Raw genomic sequence first — 20,991 nt, 5'->3', positions numbered from 1 at the left:
TCAAGACCCATCCGGCGATCCGCGGCACTTTCGAGGGTGGCAAGCGGCTGTCCTATGGGGCGCGCGCCATCACCGAGGGCGGCTACCAGTCGGTGCCGAAGCTGTCCTTTCCCGGCGGGGCGCTGATCGGCTGTTCGGCCGGTCTCGTCAACGTGCCGCGCATCAAGGGCAGCCACAATGCGGTGCTGTCGGGCATGCTGGCGGCCGAGAAGCTGGCGGCGGCGATCGCAGCAGGCCGCAGCCATGACGAGGTCGTCGAGATCGAGACCGACTGGCGCAAGGGCGACATCGGCAAGGACCTGAAGCGGGTCAGGAACGTCAAGCCGCTGTGGTCGAAGTTCGGCACCGCGCTCGGTGTGGCGCTCGGCGGTCTCGACATGTGGACCAACACGCTGTTCGGCTTTTCCTTCTTCGGCACGCTGAAACACGGCAAGACCGATGCGGAGAGCCTGGAGCCGGCCGCGCAGCACAAGCCGATCGCCTATCCCAAACCGGATGGGGTCTTGACCTTCGACCGTCTGTCCTCGGTGTTCCTGTCGAACACCAATCATGAGGAAGACCAGCCGGTGCATCTGCAGGTCAAGGACATGGGCCTGCAGAAGAGCTCCGAGCTCGGCATCTATGACGGCCCGTCGACCCGCTACTGTCCGGCCGGCGGCTATGAATGGGTGGAGAAGGATGGCGACAAGACCGTCGTCATCAACGCCCAGAACTGCGTGCACTGCAAGACCTGCGACATCAAGGACCCCAACCAGAACATCAACTGGGTGCCGCCGCAGGGCGGCGAGGGGCCGGTCTATCCGAATATGTAGCGAAACGACGATCCGCCAACTTGTGAATGATCAGGGAGTTATCGATGCAGTCTCCGCTTGAAGGCGTTCGGGTCTTGGAACTGGCGCGAATCCTGGCTGGTCCGTGGGCCGGACAAACACTTGCCGACCTGGGTGCGACCGTCATCAAGGTGGAAAGCCCGGAGGGCGACGATACGCGTCGCTGGGGGCCTCCTTTCATCAGGGATGGCGATGATGTCGCTGCAGCCTACTTCCACAGCTGCAATCGCGGAAAACTAAGCATCACAGCGGATTTCAACGCTGTGGAGGACGTCGACAAGCTTCGCGCACTGGTCGCGAACGCGGACGTCGTCATCGAGAACTTCAAGGTAGGCGGGTTGAAGAAGTTCGGCCTTGATTACGAGAGCCTGAAGGCGATCAACCCAAGACTGATCTATTGCTCGATTACCGGCTTTGGCCAAACCGGTCCTTATGCCGGGCGTGCAGGATACGATTTTATCGTCCAGGGCATGGCGGGCATCATGGATCTGACCGGTGAACCTGATCGGGAGCCACAGAAAATCGGCGTCGCGTTCGCCGATATCTTCACGGGACTCTATTCGGTCATCGCTATCCAAGCCGCTCTGATCCTCCGAAATACGACAGGTGAGGGACAGTTCATAGATATGGCACTTCTGGACAGTGCGGTGGGTGTGCTGGCCAACCAGGCAATGAATTTCCTGGCTTCGGGAAAGGCGCCGACGAGACTTGGCAATGCGCATCCCAACATCGCGCCATACCAAGTATTCCCGGTGTCTGACGGCAATATCATTATCGCCTGCGGGAACGACGCTCAGTTTGCACGGTTATGCGATATCCTCCGGCTATCCGCTGTGGCAGACGACGTCCGTTTCAAGTCGAATGCGGAAAGAGTTCGCCATCGAGAGGAACTGACATCGGTCATGGAAGCACAGACGAAGCTTTTCAAGCGGACGGATCTGCTAGCCGACCTGGCGCGCGTGGGCATTCCCGCCGGCCCCATCAATACCGTCGAAGACGTGTTTGCCGACCCGCAAGTCGCGCATCGAAAGATGGCCGTGGACAATGAAGGGATAACGGGCATCCGTACACCCATCATTTTCTCAGGGCAGCCGCTCTCCTCGCACCGCAAGTCGCCCAGACTTGGTGAGCACAATGGCAAGGTACAAGCAGACTGGACCTTACTGGACTGACGTTTTAAGCCGGCATTTTCGACAGTGACGGCAATGAGAGGCCGCGCCGAAACTGCGCGTTTGAAAAGCGGTCGCAGAAGGCTCTCTGATCCGGGCTGGCCGAAAACCGCGCCGCTTCTGCCGAGCTTTCGTCTGAGCCTTTGCTCAAGCGACATCTTCGTGGCACGATGATCGTCTCTTGCAGTGAGGCGACGATGTTCGTAACAATCGGTTGCCGCATCGCTGCGTTGCGCGGGTTTTGTCTGTGTCATCCCAGTGTGCAGTCGGAATGTCGCACCGACTCTATGCGATGTCGGTTTGCCGCTTGGATCAGAAACCGGCGGCGTCTAAATTTGCATTCCAGTGTTCAGAAGGCGCATCCATGTTTCTCTCGGTATTCGACGTGTTCAAGATCGGTGTCGGGCCGTCGAGTTCGCACACGATGGGTCCGATGTCGGCTGCCAACCGGTTTCTCGATCTGATCCTGTCGAATGAATGGCCACGCCCGTCATCGGGCGCGCAGGTCGCCGCGATCAAGGTCAGCCTGCATGGTTCGCTCGCCCATACCGGCATCGGCCATGGAACGGGCAGGGCCGTCATCCTCGGGCTGATGGGCGAAGCGCCCGACAGCGTCGATCCCGACAAGATGGACGGCATCATCGATACGGTTGAGCGCACCGGCCGCATCACGCCGGCGGGCCATCCGGCCTACCAATTCCAGCCGAAGACCGACCTGGTTTTCGACAAGAAGCAGCCGCTGCCCGGCCATGCCAACGGCATGATCTTTTCCGCTTATGACCGTGACGGCCGGCTGCTCTTGAAACGCATCTATTATTCGGTCGGCGGCGGCTTCGTCGTCACAGACACCGAACTGGAACAGATGCGGGCGAAGAAGAACGCCGCAGGCGGCGCGCGCGTGCCCTATCCTTTCGCGACCGCCAGGCAGATGCTCGACATGGCCGAGCGCTCGGGGCTTTCGATTGCGCAGATGAAGCGGGCGAACGAGGAGAGCCAGCGCAGCCGAGAGGAGCTCGATCAGGGGCTCGACAGAATTTGGGAGGCAATGCGCTCCTGCATCGAGCGCGGCCTCAAGGTCGATGGCGTCATGCCGGGCGGCCTCAACGTCAAGCGCCGCGCCCGCAGGATTCACGACAAGCTGCAGGAGGAGTGGCGCAGCAATCGCGTCAATCCGCTGCTCGCCAACGATTGGCTCAGTGTCTATGCGATGGCCGTCAACGAGGAAAATGCGGCCGGCGGCCGTGTCGTCACCGCGCCGACCAACGGGGCGGCCGGCGTCATTCCGGCGACGATCCGCTATTACGAGCATTTTCACGAGGACTGGGACCAGAACGGTATTCGCGATTATCTGCTGACGGCCGCCGCCATCGGCGGCATCATCAAGCATAACGCCTCGATCTCGGGCGCCGAGGTCGGCTGTCAGGGCGAGGTCGGTTCGGCCGCGGCGATGGCGGCTGCCGGCCTTGCGGCCGTGATGGGCGGCACGCCGGAGCAGATCGAGAACGCCGCCGAGATTGCGCTCGAACATCATCTCGGCATGACCTGCGATCCGGTTGCGGGCCTGGTCCAGGTCCCCTGCATCGAGCGCAATGCGCTTGGGGCGGTCAAGGCCGTCACGGCGGCATCGCTCGCCGTCAAGGGCGACGGCCAGCACTTCGTGCCGCTGGACGCCTGCATCGAGACGATGCGCCAGACCGGCCACGACATGAGCGAGAAATACAAGGAAACCTCGACCGGCGGCCTCGCCGTCAATGTCGTCGAATGCTGAGTTTGCCACCGCGTCAGAGCGGTTCAACTTTTCCGCAAGTGCAAAACTGCTGCACAGTTTCTCCCGGCATGCCGTAGGCGCTTGACGCTCGCCGCCAAAAGGATTTCAACGGCGGTATGGCATTGCATCTCATCAAACTCTGCGTCGGCGCCGACTCGATCGACGATCTGCGCGAATGGGTGGCGGAGCGCTCGCTGCGCGCCATTGCCGCCGGGCTCGAGCCGCATTCGGTGCATACGACCCGCATGGTGCCCAAACGCATGGAGGAGCTGCTCGACGGCGGCTCGCTCTATTGGGTGATCAAGGGGCAAGTGCAGGCGAGACAGCGGCTGCTCGACATCGAGACCTTCACCGACGCCGAAGGGATTTCGCGCTGCCGCCTGATGCTCGGTCCCGAAGTCATCGAAACCGCGGTACAGCCGAAGCGGCCGTTCCAGGGCTGGCGCTACTATGCGCAGGATGACGTGCCGGCCGATCTGACGAGCCTGGGCGCCGGCATCGCCGAAATGCCGGCCGACCTGCGACGCGAGCTTACTGAGCTCGGCCTGCTCTAATGCGCGTCGCATCAAATAAGATCCACGCAACGCGCTCTAGCTCTTTGTTTTTATGCATGTCGTTGTCCCGGAACCGCTGCACACTTCCGGGCGACCTGCATTAACTTTTGCCGCCGAATACAGCGGTTCCCGACAGCACCGGCGGCTCAGCGCAGGCGCAATTGCACCGGGGCGCTGCCGTCGGGCGAGGTCACATGCAGATGGATCCGGGCTTCCGGCTGGGAATAGCGCCAGGCGCGAGCGCCGTGGCAAAGCAGCAGGTTGATGAGATCGCGGGTCTTGGCAGATTTCGCTCTCGGCCGCTGCAGGCCCATCTCGGCCAACCGCAGCGCCGCTTCGTGCAGCGGATGCAGGGCTGAGCGCCCTTTGGCCCCGCTGCGGCGGTCGCCTGGCATTCCCGGAACATTTTCATTGATCGCCATTGTTTTCCCCGTACGCACTACTGATCGAGTTCAAGAATGGTGGCCGGAAACGCAAACACCGATTCCGGCCGTTACCAATGCCGCCGGCCGTGTTGCAGGCAGCATCGAATAGCTCATTGTGCAGCCGCCCAGCACTTGATGCCGGCCTTCTTCAAGGCCTTGCAGGCGTTGACCGCATCGCGCTGATCGTCGAAGCCGCCGAAGCGGGCGCGGTAGACCTGGTCGTTGCCCGTACCATAGGCAACGGCGAAGGGTTTTGCAGAGGCCAGCGCCTTGCCGCCCTTGCTTTTGGCGCCCTCCAGAAGATCCATGGCCATCTGCCGGCTCGGCGAGACGCCGACCTGTACGACCCAGCCCGCAGGCGCGGCGCTTTCCGGGGCGGCGCTGGTCGAAGCAGTGGTGACGTGATCGACGGCGGCGCTGTCCGGTTCGGCAGGTGCTGCGGCCGGAGCCTGCGGCTTGAAGCTCGTGGTCTTGACCTTGGTCGGTGCCGGCATGGCCTGGGCGACCAGCGGGTTGTCTGACTTCGTCGCGGATGTTTCGGCATAGGCGACTTCGGTCGCGGCCACCTGATAGCGAGCGTCCGGCAGCGGCCCCTTGTGCGGCAGGCTGAGATCGGCGGCAGCGGCGGAAATCGGCGGCTGCGCTGCGGTGATCGTCTTTGCGACCTGCTGCGGGGCGACCTGTTGCTGGGCGACTGGCTGCTGGGCGAGCTGCTGCCGGGCCTTCTGCGGCTGAACCGGAGCGGGCGTTTCGATAATCGCCGGGGCAGGGGCTGCTTGAGCCACCAGCGCCGCGTTTCCGCCGCGGCTCGACGCCTTGGGCAGGTAAGTGGCGATCAGATTGCGCATCTGGGCGTCGCGAGCCGCTCCGGAAGTACCGCCAAGCACCACGCTGACGATCGACTTGCCGTCAACTTGGACAGAACTCACAAGATTGAAGCCGGCGGCCCGCGTGTAACCGGTTTTGATTCCGTCGACACCGCGCACTGAGCCGACCAGCCGGTTATGACTGCGGATCGTGCGGCTGCCGAACTTGAATGCGCGGGTGGAAAAATAGCCGTAATATTGCGGGAAATGTTGACGGAGAGCGATGCCGAGGCGGGCCTGGTCGCGCGCCGTCGTCATCTGCGCAGTGTTCGGAAGGCCGTTGGCGTTGCGATAGGTGGTGCGCGTCATGCCGAGAGCATGCGCCTTGGCTGTCATCAACTGGGCAAAGCGATCCTCGCTGCCTGCCAGCAGTTCGCCGAGGGCGGTTGAGGCATCATTCGCCGACAGAGTGACGAGACCGAGGATGCCCTGTTGCACGGTAATCGTGCCGCCGGCGCGCACGCCAAGTTTGGTGGGTGCCTGGGCAGCGGCATGAGCGGAGAAGGGAACCGGCGTGTCGAGACGGATGCGCCCTTGCTCCAGCGCTTCGAAGACCATGTAGAGTGTCATCATCTTGGTTAGCGAGGCCGGGTACTGCAGCCGATCGGCATTCTCGCTGTAGAGAACGTTGCCGGTCTTGGCGTCGACGACGATGCCTGCATATTTCGGATTGGCCGTCTTCGCTTCCGCATTGACTGAATCAACCAGGACGACCGTGAGAGCCACCGAAAGGATCGCCAGGAGCTTTGCGAAAAAGCTGCCGGACCGGAATGATGATACGGAGGAGACTGACCTTGACACTATTCCACTCTTCGCTTGCATTTCAGATATTGGGCAGGAACCGCACACCCCCCGCCGCACAGCTCGTCTTTTGAAATTACCGATTCAGCGTTACCAATCCGTTTATGATGAATCGTTTCACTCGCCTTCCGGCAGCATTTTAGGGACCTGTCGCAGAACGGTTCATAAGACGCGCCTCTACAAAGGTGCGGATCGCGGCATCAATATGTTCCCAATCGTCGAGATGGCTGCTGGAGAAGCGGTAGAGGACGCTGAGATCCTTGCCGACCTTGATATCTCGCTGGCAATCACCGCTTGCCGCCTTGTCCGGGGTTGACGGCAATAGGCAGCGCACGACGTAGTCCGGTCCGCCCTTGACGGGTGCCGTCAGCAGCACTTCGTCGCCATAGCCGGCGTCGGCGCGAAGGCGGTGCAGCGTCAATCCGTCGCGAAAAGCCTCGGCCGATCCTTCGATCAGATGCGAATAGATCGGCTCCAGCCGGCCGGACATGTCACGCGACATGGTGCTCTGGGCGATCTGCAGGAAGATCAGGCCGGAAGATTGGGCGACATCGTCGAATCGAAGATGGTTGTCCTTGCCGTAACCCCACATGTCAGGCCAGGCGAGGTAGAGATCGACGCGCTCGGTTGCCCCGTCATGTCTCTGGCTCGGAAAGCGGATGGTATTTTCCGGAAATTTCACCGTATCGCGGCCGATGGTCAACCGAATTTCAGCTGTGCTGTCGGTATTGCCGGCGAGGGAGATATGCCGGCCGAACCAACGGCCTGCAATGCTGATGGCGACGGTCAGGACCGCAAGGACGGCGATCGCCGCCATCGCGCGCAGGAGGAACCCCATGGAAAAAAGCGGCTGCTCGTCCGGTGTGCTTTGCGCGGCTTGGCTCATGGCGGTTCTTCGTGTTTCGGTCCGCCGCAGAAAGAACATGAGCCGCCGGTGCCGATGATGAATCTCACCAACATGATCAGACCGGCAGGGTTAATAATTCGCTAAGTTTTCGGGTTGCCGCTGTATCGGAATGGCCCTTGTCCCAAAGAGGACGAGCCGTTCCCGGGACAGCGGGAACGGCTCTTGGGCACCGGTCGGGACGGGATGCGGGGACTGACCGGGCCGAAACCAGCGCCGGCTTGGCCGGCGGGCTATGCTGCTACTTGACGCTGCCGACCGCGACGGTGCGGCCGTCCTGAAGCTTCGACCAGCGGCCCGGATCATTGGCAGACTGGCGCTTGAGATAGGTGTATTCAGTGTCCGACCACAGCAGCACCTTGTTGCGCATGTTGTCGAGAATGAAGTCGCCGTGGTCGGTGCGGACCGTCAGCACGGCATGGCCTTCGCCGTTCGGCTGCAGCACGACCGTGATCAGCGTGTCGGATGGCGAAAAGCCGTCCTCGATCAGCATCTTGCGCTTCAGCAGGACATAGTCCTCGCAGTCACCGACGCTGGTCGGATAGGCCCAGCGCTCTTCGACGCCGTAGATCTGTTCATCCGTTTCCGGTTGGACCGACGAATTGACGGTGTAGTTGACCTTGAGAATTTCCTTCCAGCGCTCCTCGGTGAGAATGGCCGGTCCGGCGTCGCCGCCGGCATAGGCGCATTCCGTTGGATTGGCCTTGCAGAACTCGTAGTGTCCGATCGGCGGGCTGGCATTGCCTGCCAGTGCCATGCTTGCTGGGGTTGCCTGTCCCGAACCCGCCATTGCCATCATGATCGCACCGGCCAGAAGGCCGCCTTTCAGGATATTCGCAGTCGTCATTGCCGTCTCCCCTAAGTTGAGGCGACAATGACACAGACGTTTTTATCTCGCGCAAAATTACGTAATAGAATTAAAGGCTTAGTTGAATCAAATGCCGATAAAACTTGGCTAAAAACAAACTCGAATGCGCATAAAATTCGAGGCGCATTTGTCTCGAAGTCGATTAAAATTGTAAGTTATGCGGCAAGGCTTTCGCGCTCGAAAAGGCTGTGCTGCCGCGCGGCCATTAAGGGTTTCCCCTGAGCCGGGTAAACTCCTGCGGGGAAGCCGTCCTTGCCGGCGGCATGCGGTCTTTGGACAAAAGGGCCCGGAATGACGGGAATTGTTCGGCCGATGACCGGAAAACTGCCGCGCTCCGCGACTCAAAAGGAAAAATTATTTTTGAGGGAAATTGCGAAACCGGTCGGTGGCGGCGACGATTGCTGCGCTCATATCAGCATTTGCGGTGGAATGGGCAGCGTACGGGAGAATCCTGAGTTCACTTTCGGGCCAAGCGCGCGCTAGTTCCCAGGCGGTGACAAGTGGTGCCTCGATGTCGAACCGTCCCTGCAACAGGATGCCTGGAATGCCGGCAAGCTGTGCGGCGTTCGTCAAGAGCACGCCGTCCTCCAGCCAGGCACCGTTGAGGAAATAATGGGTGATGATGCGGGCGCGTGTCAGAACGTAGACCGGGTCGGCCCAGCGGCGCGGCAGTCCGTCCGGATCGGCGAGCAGGATCGAGGCTGCCTCCCAGTCATGCCAGTCGCGCGCCGCCTTCAGACGCGTCTGCGGGTCCGGATCGTTGAGGAGACGGTGATAGGCTCCGGCCATATCCTCATCCAGCCCCTGCATGCTGGAAGGAATCCCCTGACGGAAACGATGCCATTCTTCCGGAAAGAGCGGCGCCATGCCGCGACAGAGCCAGTCGATTTCCGAACGCCGCGTGGTGGTGACGCCCGACAGGACGATCGCGGCGACTCGCTGCGGATGCGTTTCGGCATAGGCGAGCGCCAGCGTCGAGCCCCAGGAGTTGCCGAAAAGCAGCCAGCTGTCTATGTCGAGAGAGAGCCGCAGCCTCTCGATATCGGCCACGAGATGCCAGGTCGTATTCAGGGAGAGGTCGGTCGTGGGATCGGCCGCACTCGGCAGGCTTCGGCCGCAATTGCGCTGGTCGAAGAGGACGATCCGATAGGCCTCGGGATCGAACTGGCGTCGGGCGTCAGTCGAACAGCCGGAGCCCGGCCCGCCGTGCAGCACCAATGCCGGTCGCCCATTCGGATTGCCGCAGGTCTCCCAATAGATCAGGTTGCCGTCGCCCGTGTCGAGCAGACCATGATCATAGGGTTCGATTTTCGGATAGAGAGCTGACATCGGTGCCTCTGCGGTCGGGGAGGACCTTATCCTTTATCTCGATAGCAAAGGGAAGGGCGGCGCTGCCGGGCGCAAAATCGCTGCCGAATTATGCGCGACCTGCTCCCGGCTGAGCGGTGTCGCAGGTTATTCCACTCATAAGATTACACATCTACTGGTTGGAACAACCGCTGGCAGCAGCCTCGGCGGAAGTCTGGCGAAAATGCAGCCGCCGCGGAAATCCCTGGCGGGGGCAGTGCACTCCCAGCAGCTGTCAGAGGAATTCCCGCAACGTCTCGCGGGACTGGATCGACAGGAATTCGATCGCCACGCCTTCGACGAAATGGCGCACGACACGGCCGCGCATATTGCCGAGACGCACCGCCGTTCCGATGGAAGGACGCATCTCGACATCGACGGCCGCGCCGGAGAGCGAAAGGTCCATGATGCGGCAGGCATATCGCGTGCCGTCATCGAGCGTCAGTTCGGTCTTGACGTCACGCGGCGTCAGACGGTCGTGCCGGCGATCTTCCGGCAGGCCGAGCTCGTGCTTGTTGGCAAGCCAGGTGAGCTGAGCGGCGAGCTTCTCGCGTTTGCGCTCGGTGGCATTGATCGACATGGTGAAGCCGCGGCCGTCGAGCGTCTGGACATAACCTTCGACGCGCCCGAGATGGTCGATATAGGCGACGACGCGTTCGTTGGCGCGCGGCCGGCCGGAGCAGGTGACGTACATATCGCCGGGCGACATGTCGATCACCATGCATTCAAACTCCTCGTAGTTCGCAAGCATCAGCCGGCCCTGCATATTGATCGGCACGCGCTGGAAAACGCCTTGTTCAGGGCGCGGCGCAGGTCGTTGCGTCTGTGCTGGCTGGAACGAGTGCATCAAAAGGCTTCTTCATGAAAATCTCAGAGGCCAATCTTTACCTTCAATCCATTAACAGAAGGTTGTCTCGGCGCCCGCCGACATAGCCAAAAACGAGTATGGCCGCTGTCCTGAAACGAGACGCTCAGCGCGCCTCGACACTCAGCAGCTGCGACACCACGCGGCGCATGGCCTGGCCGAAGCCGATGCTTTTTCCTGCGACGATCTCGTTGATCGGGCGCAGTTCGGCCGGCGCGACCTTGCTGAACTTTTCAGGTAGGAGACGGCTGCGGTCGAGCGCCAGCAATTCGAGCGGCACGATCTCCAGCCAGCTTGCGGCCGCCACCGGCGCGATCGCGCCGAGCAGCCGGTCGCAAGCGCCGTGCGACGAGCGCAGCGGCATCATGATGATCTCGAAGGAGGCCTGGTGCCCGACGGTGCTGTAGCCGGTGGCATTGAACAGGGCCGGCATGGCGTGGTCCATAACGCCCATCGCCGTGCGTTCGATATCCGCGTGCTGGCCATGCGCCCAGAGCGATGAGAAACGTTCGCCGCGCAGGTCCCGCCCAAAGAGATCGCAGATGCGGGTGCCCGCGAGCCGGAAAACGATGTCTCCGTCCTCGCGCGCCTCGAGGATGAAGAGACTTTGTAGTAGATGGGGTACGGCGGACGGTTCGACCTGGGATTTCAGCGGCGCATCGGCTGCGCCGCGGATACGGTTCCAATAGTCAAAAATTTCGATGGTCGTTTGCACACGCATTTCACACCAACCTGTCCCATTCCGGAGCATTTGCGGGCACTCATTGCCCGTACAGCTTCTACCTTGCGGATTTCATGCCAAATCCCGGCTGTTAAGGTTAAGAAAGGGTTTCGGTTGAGGCGTGATGCCTGTCGTGGCACTGTCGCGCCATCACTTCGACTTTCGAAGTTCTGCACAACCTGCCCGGGCCGAGGTCTTTCCTCAGGGTTCCCGGTACGCCGTCCGACCTTTCGGGCGGCTTTTTTTTTGACCATCGCTCCTGTATGGCTGGGGCCACAACGAGGCGAACACAGATGAATGAGCAGACGGGCGAGCCGCAGAAGGCGCCCGAACCTTCCGAGTTCGAGCCGCCGGCGCGGCCCCCGCGGGTACCGGTCTTCAACCTTCCGCCGGCGCTGTTCTTCAGCCTTTGCCTGCTGATCGTGATCTATGCGGCGCAGGCGCTCGTGCTGTCCGACGATGCGGTGAGCTGGCTGCTCTTCACCTTTGGCTTCGTCCCCGCCCGCTACGTGATTCCGCTGTCGCAGCAAGGTTTCGAGCTGTTCTGGACGCCGGTAACCTATTCGCTGTTGCACGGCAGCGTCCAGCATATCGTCTTCAACGCCTTCTGGCTGATGGCCTTCGGCGCGCCGGTCGTGCGTCGCATCGGGACGCTGCGATTCGTGTTCTTCTGGCTGTTTTCCGCCGCCGCTTCCGCCGCTCTGCACGCGGTTCTCAATTGGGGAGACGTGTCGCTGCTGATCGGCGCCTCCGGCGTCATTTCCGGGCTGATGGGAGCCGCCTGCCGATTCGCCTTTCCCGCTGAGCGACGTCCGATGCTGGCGGCGCATCTCAATGCGCGGCTTTCCATCGTCGAGGCGCTGAAGAGCCGGACCGTCGTCATCTTCACGCTGCTCTGGCTGGTCGGCAACGCCCTGATCGCGGTCGGCATCCCGCTCGTCGGAGACAGCGATCAAGAGATTGCCTGGGACGCGCATATCGGCGGCTTCGTCTTCGGCTTCTTTCTGTTTTCGCTGTTCGACCGGCCACCGCCGCCGACTGAGGAACCAACCGAAGCGGAGAAGGATGTGTTGCAATCCTGAGCGGGGCAGTGCACCATCGAACGATCCGCGATTGGGGGGAGAAACCGCCGCGGATAGCTGTGACAAGTGTCGCAGTTTCGACATAGGAGGTTCGAATGACCAGTTCAGTCAAAGCAATCCTCGACCTGAAGGGCAGGGACGTCGTTACCGCCGGGCCGAACACCACCGTCGCCGAGGCAGCCGTCATCCTGAGCAAGAAGAAGATCGGCGCCATCGTCGTCGTCGGCATGGAGAATCGGATTTCGGGCATGTTCACCGAGCGTGATCTCGTGCATGCGATCGCCAAACACGGCAAGGAGGGTCTCGACCAGTCACTCACCCAGGTCATGACCGCGAAGGTCTACCGCTGCCATGAGGAGACGACTGTCAACGAACTGATGGAACTGATGACCAGCCGCCGTTTCCGCCACGTTCCGGTGGAAAGCAACGGCAAGCTTGCCGGCATCATCTCGATCGGTGACGTGGTGAAATCGCGGATCGCCGAAGTCGAGCGCGAAGCCGAGGATATCAAGGCCTATATTGCCGGCTGAGCTTCGGCTGGTGGTTTACGTGATCCCGTCGCCCCGCAGCGCCTGTCGCAGGGGGCGACGCCTTATGGCGGGCTGGCGTAGACTTCCTGCATGCGCTTGATCTCGGGAAGCCTGGCTCTGGCTTCCTCGTAACCGCGCTCGATCGCCTCGCCGGCGCGGTGGAATTCTGAAAGGCCGATATAGCTGAGGCGCGGCTGCAGCGAGATGTCGGGCGGGTCGCCGGCAAGGCGGGCGCGGGCAATCCTGTCCTGGATAATGTTGAAGGCCTGCACCATGACGCCGGTCATGCCGAGGCGGGCATAGGGCGCCTCTTCCTGTTTCTGCACTTCCTGCGGCGAGAGGCTGGCATTGTGCCGGACGACGGCCGAGCGGCCGTAGAGATCGTAATTGAGATTGACCGCGACGACCAGCGGCTGCTCATAGGCGCGGCAGACCGAGACGGGAACCGGATTGACCAGCGCGCCGTCGACCAGCGTGCGGTGGTTGCTGCGCACCGGCTCGAAGATGCCGGGCAGGGCATAGGAGGCGCGCAGCGCCGTGATCAGCGAACCGTTGGCGATCCAGACCTCATGGCCGGTATTGACCTCGGCTGCGACCGCGACGAAAGGCCGGTCCAGATCCTCGACATTCAGGCCTTCGAGATGCTCCTGCATGCGCTTGGTCAGCCGCATACCGCCGAACAGGCCGCTGCCGCCGATGGTCAGATCGAGCAGGCTTGCGATCCGGCGCATGGTCAGCGAGCGGGCGAAGGTTTCGAGTTCGTCGAGTTTGCCGGCAAGATAGCAGCCGCCGACCAGGGCGCCGATCGACGTGCCGGCAATCATGCCGATTTCGACCGCGGCCTCGTCAAGGGCGCGCAATACGCCGATATGGGCCCAGCCGCGGGCCGCGCCGCCGCCAAGCGCGAGCGCGATCTTGATTTTCTTGGCAGGCGCAGGGGCAGGGATCGTCTCGAGGATCGTCGACATGCCGGAACCGGAACCTTCGCCTTCAGCGCTTTGACGATGCAGACTCCAGTTCAGCATTGCGCTCTCCCCTCCCAGCAGAACACGTGTGGTGCGATAGTGTGCCCGATCAATTGCCAAATGGTATATAGAAGCGGTTTCTGGCACAATAAGGGGCAAATGCCGGGACGTTCGACCTATTTTCCGTAGATGTCCTGCGGATCGAAATGACGCTCGTCGTCGACGATATCGAGCATCGGTTTTCCCTCGCGAAGCGTGACCGTGCGGTAGAAGCAGGAACGGCGGCCGGTGTGACAGGTGGCATCATGGCCGGCGACCTCGACCTTCAGCCAGATGGCGTCCTGATCGCAATCGGTGCGAATTTCCTTCACCGTCTGAAGGTTGCCCGAGGTCTCGCCCTTCTTCCAGATCTTGCCGCGCGAGCGGCTGAAATAATGGGCCGTTCCCGTCTGGATGGTCAGCGCCAGCGCCTGGGCGTTCATGTGCGCCACCATCAGCAGTTCGCCGTCGCCGGCGTCGGTCACGATCGCGGTGATCAGGCCGCGGTCGTCGAAACGCGGCGTGAAATCGCCGGCGTCTTCCAAGGCCGACTTGTCCTCGGATGGTTGATTGAAGATCAGGTGACTCATCGCGGCCCTCCTGCGGGAGCCGGTATCAGCGGCTCCGCACCATGCTCATGAAACGGGCCTGATCGGCCGGTTCCGTCTTGAAGGTTCCAGTAAACGTGGTCGTCAACGTGGTCGAACCCTGCTTCTGAACGCCGCGCATCGCCATGCACATATGTTCGGCCTCAATCATCACGGCAACACCGCGCGGCTGCAGCGTATCGTCGATGGCGCGGGCGATCTGGGCGGTCATCGTTTCCTGCGTCTGCAGGCGGCGGCCATAAATCTCGACGACACGGGCAATCTTCGACAGGCCGAGCACGCGTCCATCCGGCATATAGGCGACATGGGCCTTGCCGATGATCGGAACCATGTGATGTTCGCAATGCGAGTAGAAGGGAATGTCCTTGACGAGGACCATGTCGTCGTAGCCTGCGACCTCTTCGAAGGTCCGGCCGAGCACGTCCTCCGGCGCCATGTCGTAACCGGCGAAAAGCTCGCGATAGGCCTTGGCCACGCGGGCGGGCGTCTCGATAAGGCCTTCGCGCGTCGGATCGTCACCGGCCCAGCGCAGCAGAACGCGCACGGCTTCCTCCGCCTCCTGCTGGGAGGGGCGGTCCGAGTCGCGGTTCGGCTGCGGAAAGTTCTTTACGATGGCGTCCATGATCAATGGTCTCCTGGTCCGCAGCGCGGACCCATCTGTCGGAATTGCCACTGGTCAGTCCCATGCGGGAATTCATGCACCTTTGGCAGGCTCCGGGGCTTTCGGGGCAATTCAATGCCCGTCCGGCACGGTTTCCCAATCAAACTTACACAAGGCCATTGCATTTTCATGGCCTTCGAACGACATACATATAGGAAGACGGCCATGGTATGTAAGTATCCTCAGGCGACACGGTGTGTTTTTTGTTTCAATAACAATAACAGCGCCATTAAGGCCGATCCGCAGCGATTTTGGAGCGGAAACCCAGCATGGATGACATCTACAACAGCAAAATCCTCGAATTCGCCGGCAATATTCCGTTGACCGGCACGCTGGCGGACGCCGATGCGACCGCCCAGGCACACTCCAAGCTATGCGGTTCCAAGGTACGGATATGGCTGAAGATGGACGGCGAAGTCGTGACCGCTTTTTCGCATGACGTGAAGGCCTGCGCACTCGGCCAGGCATCGTCCTCGATCATGGCCCGTCATGTCGTCGGTGCCACATCGGGCGAATTGCGGCAGGCGCGTCTCGACATGCTCGCCATGTTGAAGGCGGATGGGACTGGGCCTACCGGACGGTTCGAAGACATGCGCTACCTGCTGCCCGTGCGGGACTACAAGGCACGACATGCTTCGACGATGCTGACCTTCGATGCGGTCGTCGATGCGATCGGGCAGATCGAGGCGAAGCGGGCGGAAGTGATCGAGGCGTAAGCGAGATGTGCGAGTTCTGCGTCAGGCAGGCTGACGATGAGGACGATGGCGGCGCGGCCGGATCGGGCCAGCCGCGCGAAAGGCCTGCGCGCTATTCCCGCAATTATACCGGCCCGTTCCGCAAAACCCCCGACCGCCTGCTCGGCATGGGGCTGATCCGCCTCTATCAGTTGACGCTTTCCGGCTTTGTCGGCAATTCCTGCCGCCATATCCCGACCTGCTCCGAATACGGCTATGAGTCGATCGCCCGGCACGGATTATGGGCCGGCGGCTGGATGACGCTGTTTCGCGTCAGCCGCTGCGGCCCGGGCGGCACCAGCGGCCTCGACCCGGTGCCCGAGGCGCTCGGCGACGGCTTCCGCTGGTGGACCCCCTGGCGGTATCTCTCCCTCGGACGCAAAAGAGGGTGAACGCCATGGCGATACCAGGCGAATATGCGTGCGTGGCGCAGAGCCGGCAGCGACGACGGGCGAGGTGCGGTCACCATTCGGTGACCGTGGTTTCTCACCTGGGATAACGGAGGATTCCTGGCGGCCATGAGCACCTTCATTGCCCTCCTGCACAGCATTGTCCTGACGCCGGACCGCCGGGTGATCATGGAAGACCTGCGTGCGCTTGCCAAAGAGCTTGGCTATCGCGAGCCGCGCACGCTGGTTTCGACCGGCAATCTCGTTTTCGAGGCCGACGAAATGCGCCCGCATGAACTCGAGGTCGCGCTGGAAGAGGGCTTCGAAGAGAAGTTCGGCAAACATGTCGATATCATCGTGCGCAGCGACTGCACCTGGATGGCGCTCTGCAGCACCAATCCGTTCAGGGACGGCAGCGGCGACCAGGTGATCGTCCGGGTGATGCGCCTGCCGGTCGACCCGAAGAAGGTCGAGGCTTTGAAGCCGCTGATGACGGAGGGACAGCGCATCGCCATCGTCGGCGGCGACCTCTGGATCGATTTCGCCGGCAAGCCGAGCCAATCCAAGCTGCTTTCGGCACTGACGACCAAGCGGATAGGCATCGGCACGATGCGCAACTGGAATACGGTCTGCGGCCTCGCGCAAATGATCATGTAGGCCGCTCCTTCTTTACTCCCGAGGGAAATCTGAGTATCAGGCGGCAGCGCATCCAAGGACGGAGGCGCTGTCGTTGCAACCACCCGCATTCGTTGGCGGGACTGGACAAGGAGAATTTCAATGTCCCAATCCGTTTCCCTGACATTTCCCGATGGTTCCGTGCGCAGCTTCCCGGCTGACGCAACCGGCAAGGATGTCGCCGAATCCATTTCCAAGTCGCTCGCCAAGAGCGCCGTCGCCATTGCGATCGACGGCGCCGTGCGTGACCTTTCCGACGCCGTCACGGACGGCAAGATCGAAATCATCACTCGCAAGGACGCGCGCGCGCTGGAACTTATCCGGCATGACGCCGCGCACGTGATGGCTGAGGCCGTGCAGGAACTCTGGCCCGGCACCCAGGTGACGATCGGCCCGGTCATCGAGAACGGCTTCTATTACGACTTCGCCAAGAACGAGCCGTTTACGCCCGACGATCTGCCGAAGATCGAAAAGAAGATGAAGGAGATCATCGCCCGCAACGCGCCCTTCACCAAGCAGGTCTGGTCGCGCGACAAGGCCAAGGAAGTCTTTGCCGCCAAGGGCGAGCAGTACAAGGTCGAGCTCGTCGATGCGATTCCCGAAGGGCAGGATCTGAAGATCTACCATCAGGGCGACTGGTTCGATCTCTGCCGCGGCCCGCACATGGCCTCCACCGGCCAGGTCGGCACCGCCTTCAAGCTGATGAAGGTTGCCGGCGCCTATTGGCGCGGCGACAGCAACAACGCCATGCTGTCGCGCATCTACGGCACGGCATGGGCCGACCAGGCCGATCTCGACAATTACCTGCATATGTTGGCCGAAGCCGAGAAGCGCGATCACCGCAAGCTCGGCCGCGAGATGGATCTGTTCCATTTCCAGGAAGAAGGTCCGGGCGTCGTCTTCTGGCACGGCAAGGGCTGGCGCATCTTCCAGACGCTCGTCGCCTACATGCGGCGCCGGCTGGCGGCCGACTACCAGGAAGTCAACGCGCCGCAGGTGCTCGACACGTCGCTCTGGGAAACCTCGGGTCACTGGGGCTGGTATCAGGAAAACATGTTCGCCGTGAAATCGGCGCATGCGATGACGCATCCGGAAGACAAGGAAGCCGACAACCGCGTCTTCGCGCTGAAGCCGATGAACTGCCCGGGGCACGTGCAGATCTTCAAGCATGGCCTGAAATCCTATCGCGAGCTGCCGATCCGGCTTGCGGAATTCGGCCTGGTGCATCGCTACGAGCCGTCGGGCGCGCTGCATGGGCTGATGCGCGTGCGCGGCTTTACGCAGGACGACGCGCATATCTTCTGCACCGACGAGCAGATGGCCGCCGAATGCCTGAAGATCAACGATCTGATCCTGTCGGTCTACGAGGACTTCGGCTTCAAGGAAATCGTCGTCAAGCTTTCGACCCGGCCGGAAAAACGCGTCGGTTCCGACGCACTCTGGGATCGCGCCGAAGCCGTGATGACCGACGTCTTGAAGACGATCGAGGCGCAGTCCGAGGGCCGCATCAAGACCGGCATCCTGCCGGGCGAGGGAGCCTTCTACGGTCCGAAGTTCGAGTATACGCTGAAGGATGCGATCGGCCGCGAATGGCAGTGCGGTACGACGCAGGTCGACTTCAACCTGCCGGAACGCTTCGGCGCCTTCTATATCGACAGCAATTCCGAAAAGACGCAGCCGGTGATGATCCACCGCGCCATCTGCGGCTCGATGGAACGCTTCCTGGGTATCCTGATCGAGAACTTCGCCGGCCATATGCCGCTCTGGGTATCGCCGCTGCAGGTAGTGGTCGCGACGATCACCTCGGAGGCCGATGCCTACGGGCTTGAAGTGGCCGAGGCGCTGCGCGAGGCCGGTCTCAACGTCGAGACCGACTTCCGCAACGAGAAGATCAACTACAAGATCCGCGAGCATTCGGTCACCAAGGTTCCTGTCATCATCGTCTGCGGCAGGAAGGAAGCCGAGGAGCGCACGGTCAACATCCGCCGCCTCGGCAGCCAGGACCAGGTTTCGATGGGGCTCGATGCTGCAGTCGAGAGCCTGACGCTCGAGGCGACACCGCCTGATATCCGCCGCAAGGCCGAAGCAAAAAAAGCTAAGGCTGCCTGAAACGCCCTTATCCGGCAGCGCCATCCGGCGCTGTCGGAAATCTGATATGAAACCGCAATATTGTCGTCGCGAACGGGGAGCGGATCATCCCGGGGCCGGCGTGCGCTTCAAAGAACTATCCTATGCCAATGACGCAGACCCGCGGCTGAAGCGGTGGCTGATCCGCTCGATCGAAGGGCTTTCGGGCCGCGATCACTATGTCGGCCTCTACGAAATCTGGCGCCGCGATATCATCGGCAAAAGCGATCGCGTCTTCGCCAGGACGCTCGATCTCATCGACGTCGCGATCGACGTCAAGGGCCACTGGCCGCTCGAACCCGTTCCCACTGAACCGATCGTCATCGTCGCCAACCACCCTTTTGGCATCGGCGACGGCATCGCTGTCCTGGCGCTTGCCGAACAACTCGGTCGTCCCTTCAAGATACTCATTCATAACGACCTGCTGAAGGTGCCGGAGATGGCATCCTATTCGTTGCCGATCTCCTTTGAAGAGACCCGGGAGGCCCTGGCGATGAACATGAAGAGCCGGAACGAGGCGGTGCGGCTGCTCAAGGAAGGCACGACCATCATCGTCTTTCCGGCTGGCGGCGTTGCCACCGCGAGAAGGGGGTTCGGCCGCGCCGAAGACCTGCCGTGGAAGCTGTTTCCGGCAAAACTCGTCCAGGCGGCGCGGGCAAGCGTGCTGCCGGTCTATTTCGAGGGCCAGAATGGCCGGCTGTTCCACCTGGCGAGCCTGACATCGATGACGCTGCGTCTGTCGCTGCTGATCCGCGAGTTCCGCCGGCTGTCCGGCCGTACGATCACGGCCCATGTCGGCGAGATGCTGAGCTGGGAGTCATTGAGCGAGGGTAGCGACCGCAAAGATCTGCTCGCCCGCCTCCATGAGGCCGTCTTTTCGATGGCGCCGCCCTCGAAGCGGCCGAGACGGCACCGCTTGCGGTAAGGTCAATCGAGGCTGGCGCCGTCGCCGCCCTGCGGCACGAGCTGTTCATAGGAGGGCAGCGGCGCTTCCGGAGCCGGCTGGACACCCGGCGGCGGCGGCGTGCCGGCCGGCACCTGCTGCACCGTGCGCGCCGCACTCTCCGGCTGCTGCGGCTGCTGGTCCTTCATCAGAACTTCGACATCGGTGTTCCTGCCGGCGACCACTTTGAAATCCCGCTGGTAGATCTTGTCCTTGTTGCGGGCGACGGCGGAATATTCGCCTTCGGCAAGCACCATGGTTGGAAAGGCGCTGACGCTTTCGCCGACGCTGTCGCCGGCTGCCGTCAGGATCGACCAGGCCGTATCGGCGATCGCTTCGCCCCCGGCTTCGGAGACCAGCTTGAAGGTGATCTGGGCGGCGCGGTGCTGGATCGTCGCTTCGGTCAGTTTGCCGGCCTCGACCTGGATGTCGGCGCGGATGACTGCATTGACGCTGCCATATTCGGAAACGATGTGATAGGTGCCGGCATTAAGGCGCACGACCGTGTTCGGGGAGACGTCGGCCACGACGAGGCCGCGCTCGCCGTCGTCCCGGACTTCCGAGGAATAGATCGAGAAGCTCAACTGATCGGGGCGGATGCGGGCATCGGTGCCGGAGACGGCATTGAGCAGCAGGCCGCCGGCATCAAGCACCATCACCTGCTTGTCGACCTGGCCGTCGGCCGGCACCGTCAGCTTCTTGGTGACGCCGGCGCGGCCGAAGGAGACATTGACGAAATAATCGCCCGGAGCGAGCTGAAAGGCGGCGGGTCCGCCCTTAGCGCTGGCGATCAGCGGCAGCTTGCCGTCGGTTCCGGCGATCGGGCTGAAGACGTACCAGGACAGACCATCCTCGACAGGCGTGCCGTCGGCCGTCAGCTTGGCTTCCATCGCGACGTCGCGCAGCTTGGCGGCTTCGGGGGCGGTGCCAGGCGCGATGAAAGCGTTGAGCTTCGGCATCTTCGGCGTGGATTCGATCTGCTTGAAGTCCTTGAAAGCGTCCTGCGCGCCGGCGCCGAGGGGCGTCACTACCATCAGGGCGATGGCGAGGCCGAGGCGTGCAAAAGGCGAAATGCCAAACATCTGTTTCGTGAACCGATTGACTTCTGAAATCGCAAAGG

At 62.0% G+C, this 20,991-nt stretch carries 22 protein-coding genes; 11 read left to right on the top strand and 11 right to left on the bottom strand.

Annotated elements, in window-relative coordinates:
* From CO655_RS26140 to CO655_RS26125, 4 genes are all read left to right on the top strand, one after another.
* The coding region (locus CO655_RS26140; RefSeq protein WP_141514362.1) for an electron transfer flavoprotein-ubiquinone oxidoreductase at positions 1–812 on the top strand (812 nt) is incomplete at its 5' end.
* Positions 813–856: 44 nt separating this feature from the next.
* Positions 857–2,002, top strand: coding sequence for a CaiB/BaiF CoA-transferase family protein (locus CO655_RS26135; protein WP_097667363.1), 1,146 nt, complete (start codon positions 857–859; stop codon positions 2,000–2,002).
* A 361-nt stretch (positions 2,003–2,363) separates the two neighbouring features.
* Positions 2,364–3,767, top strand: a complete 1,404-nt coding sequence (locus tag CO655_RS26130; protein ID WP_097667358.1) for an L-serine ammonia-lyase — start codon at positions 2,364–2,366, stop codon at positions 3,765–3,767.
* A 116-nt stretch (positions 3,768–3,883) separates the two neighbouring features.
* A complete protein-coding gene (locus CO655_RS26125) occupies positions 3,884–4,321 on the top strand; it encodes a DUF1489 family protein (protein ID WP_097667357.1) in 438 nt (145 codons plus the stop codon).
* A gap of 146 nt (positions 4,322–4,467) precedes the next feature.
* On the opposite strand, the gene CO655_RS26120 is transcribed toward CO655_RS26125, so the two are convergent.
* The 7 genes from CO655_RS26120 to CO655_RS26090 form a co-directional block, all read right to left on the bottom strand.
* On the bottom strand, positions 4,468–4,743 hold the full coding sequence (locus tag CO655_RS26120; RefSeq protein ID WP_097667356.1) for a hypothetical protein: 276 nt from the start codon (positions 4,741–4,743) through the stop codon (positions 4,468–4,470).
* A gap of 113 nt (positions 4,744–4,856) precedes the next feature.
* Positions 4,857–6,434, bottom strand: a complete 1,578-nt coding sequence (locus CO655_RS26115) for a D-alanyl-D-alanine carboxypeptidase (protein WP_097667355.1) — start codon at positions 6,432–6,434, stop codon at positions 4,857–4,859.
* A gap of 118 nt (positions 6,435–6,552) precedes the next feature.
* Complete coding sequence (locus CO655_RS26110) at positions 6,553–7,338, bottom strand: hypothetical protein (RefSeq protein WP_097667354.1); 786 nt, start codon at positions 7,336–7,338, stop codon at positions 6,553–6,555.
* A 220-nt stretch (positions 7,339–7,558) separates the two neighbouring features.
* A complete protein-coding gene (locus CO655_RS26105; protein WP_010030166.1) occupies positions 7,559–8,164 on the bottom strand; it encodes a transglutaminase-like cysteine peptidase in 606 nt (201 codons plus the stop codon).
* A gap of 375 nt (positions 8,165–8,539) precedes the next feature.
* Entirely contained in the window at positions 8,540–9,514 is a 975-nt protein-coding gene (gene pip / locus CO655_RS26100; RefSeq protein WP_097667353.1) for a prolyl aminopeptidase, read from the bottom strand.
* 253 nt (positions 9,515–9,767) lie between these two features.
* Positions 9,768–10,379 (bottom strand): PilZ domain-containing protein, encoded by a 612-nt coding sequence (locus CO655_RS26095; RefSeq protein ID WP_038689051.1) that lies wholly within the window; start codon positions 10,377–10,379, stop codon positions 9,768–9,770.
* A 124-nt stretch (positions 10,380–10,503) separates the two neighbouring features.
* Positions 10,504–11,148 carry a PAS domain-containing protein gene (locus CO655_RS26090; protein ID WP_170965042.1) on the bottom strand — a complete coding sequence of 215 codons (645 nt, stop codon included), beginning with the start codon at positions 11,146–11,148 and terminating at the stop codon, positions 10,504–10,506.
* Positions 11,149–11,411: 263 nt separating this feature from the next.
* On the opposite strand from CO655_RS26090, the gene CO655_RS26085 reads away from it, so the two are divergent.
* Complete coding sequence (locus CO655_RS26085; RefSeq protein ID WP_097667352.1) at positions 11,412–12,200, top strand: rhomboid family intramembrane serine protease; 789 nt, start codon at positions 11,412–11,414, stop codon at positions 12,198–12,200.
* 95 nt (positions 12,201–12,295) lie between these two features.
* Positions 12,296–12,730 carry a CBS domain-containing protein gene (locus CO655_RS26080; protein WP_097607915.1) on the top strand — a complete coding sequence of 145 codons (435 nt, stop codon included), beginning with the start codon at positions 12,296–12,298 and terminating at the stop codon, positions 12,728–12,730.
* Positions 12,731–12,792: 62 nt separating this feature from the next.
* On the opposite strand, the gene CO655_RS26075 is transcribed toward CO655_RS26080, so the two are convergent.
* From CO655_RS26075 to folE, 3 genes are all read right to left on the bottom strand, one after another.
* Positions 12,793–13,755 carry a patatin-like phospholipase family protein gene (locus CO655_RS26075; protein ID WP_097607916.1) on the bottom strand — a complete coding sequence of 321 codons (963 nt, stop codon included), beginning with the start codon at positions 13,753–13,755 and terminating at the stop codon, positions 12,793–12,795.
* Positions 13,756–13,871: 116 nt separating this feature from the next.
* Complete coding sequence (gene hisI, locus CO655_RS26070; protein WP_004680212.1) at positions 13,872–14,324, bottom strand: phosphoribosyl-AMP cyclohydrolase; 453 nt, start codon at positions 14,322–14,324, stop codon at positions 13,872–13,874.
* A 25-nt stretch (positions 14,325–14,349) separates the two neighbouring features.
* Positions 14,350–14,964: a GTP cyclohydrolase I FolE gene (gene folE, locus CO655_RS26065; protein WP_010004221.1), complete on the bottom strand. Its 615-nt coding sequence runs from the start codon at positions 14,962–14,964 to the stop codon at positions 14,350–14,352.
* A 308-nt stretch (positions 14,965–15,272) separates the two neighbouring features.
* Between folE and CO655_RS26060 the strand changes: the two genes are divergently transcribed.
* From CO655_RS26060 to CO655_RS26040, 5 genes are all read left to right on the top strand, one after another.
* Positions 15,273–15,719: an iron-sulfur cluster assembly scaffold protein gene (locus CO655_RS26060; protein WP_097607917.1), complete on the top strand. Its 447-nt coding sequence runs from the start codon at positions 15,273–15,275 to the stop codon at positions 15,717–15,719.
* Positions 15,720–15,724: 5 nt separating this feature from the next.
* On the top strand, positions 15,725–16,129 hold the full coding sequence (gene yidD / locus CO655_RS26055; protein WP_097607918.1) for a membrane protein insertion efficiency factor YidD: 405 nt from the start codon (positions 15,725–15,727) through the stop codon (positions 16,127–16,129).
* Between the two features lie 126 nt (positions 16,130–16,255).
* Positions 16,256–16,783 (top strand): DUF1697 domain-containing protein, encoded by a 528-nt coding sequence (locus tag CO655_RS26050; RefSeq protein ID WP_004680208.1) that lies wholly within the window; start codon positions 16,256–16,258, stop codon positions 16,781–16,783.
* 120 nt (positions 16,784–16,903) lie between these two features.
* Positions 16,904–18,910, top strand: coding sequence for a threonine--tRNA ligase (thrS, locus tag CO655_RS26045; protein WP_097667351.1), 2,007 nt, complete (start codon positions 16,904–16,906; stop codon positions 18,908–18,910).
* A 100-nt stretch (positions 18,911–19,010) separates the two neighbouring features.
* On the top strand, positions 19,011–19,853 hold the full coding sequence (locus CO655_RS26040; RefSeq protein WP_097667362.1) for a lysophospholipid acyltransferase family protein: 843 nt from the start codon (positions 19,011–19,013) through the stop codon (positions 19,851–19,853).
* Positions 19,854–19,855: 2 nt separating this feature from the next.
* Here the strand turns inward: CO655_RS26040 and CO655_RS26035 are convergent, their stop codons facing one another.
* Positions 19,856–20,953, bottom strand: a complete 1,098-nt coding sequence (locus CO655_RS26035; RefSeq protein ID WP_097667350.1) for a hypothetical protein — start codon at positions 20,951–20,953, stop codon at positions 19,856–19,858.
* Positions 20,954–20,991 lie beyond the last annotated feature (38 nt).

The organism is Rhizobium sp. M1 (genome assembly GCF_002531805.1).
Classification (GTDB): Bacteria; Pseudomonadota; Alphaproteobacteria; order Rhizobiales; family Rhizobiaceae; genus Rhizobium; species Rhizobium etli_C.
This window is presented reverse-complemented; position numbering and strand designations above follow the sequence as displayed.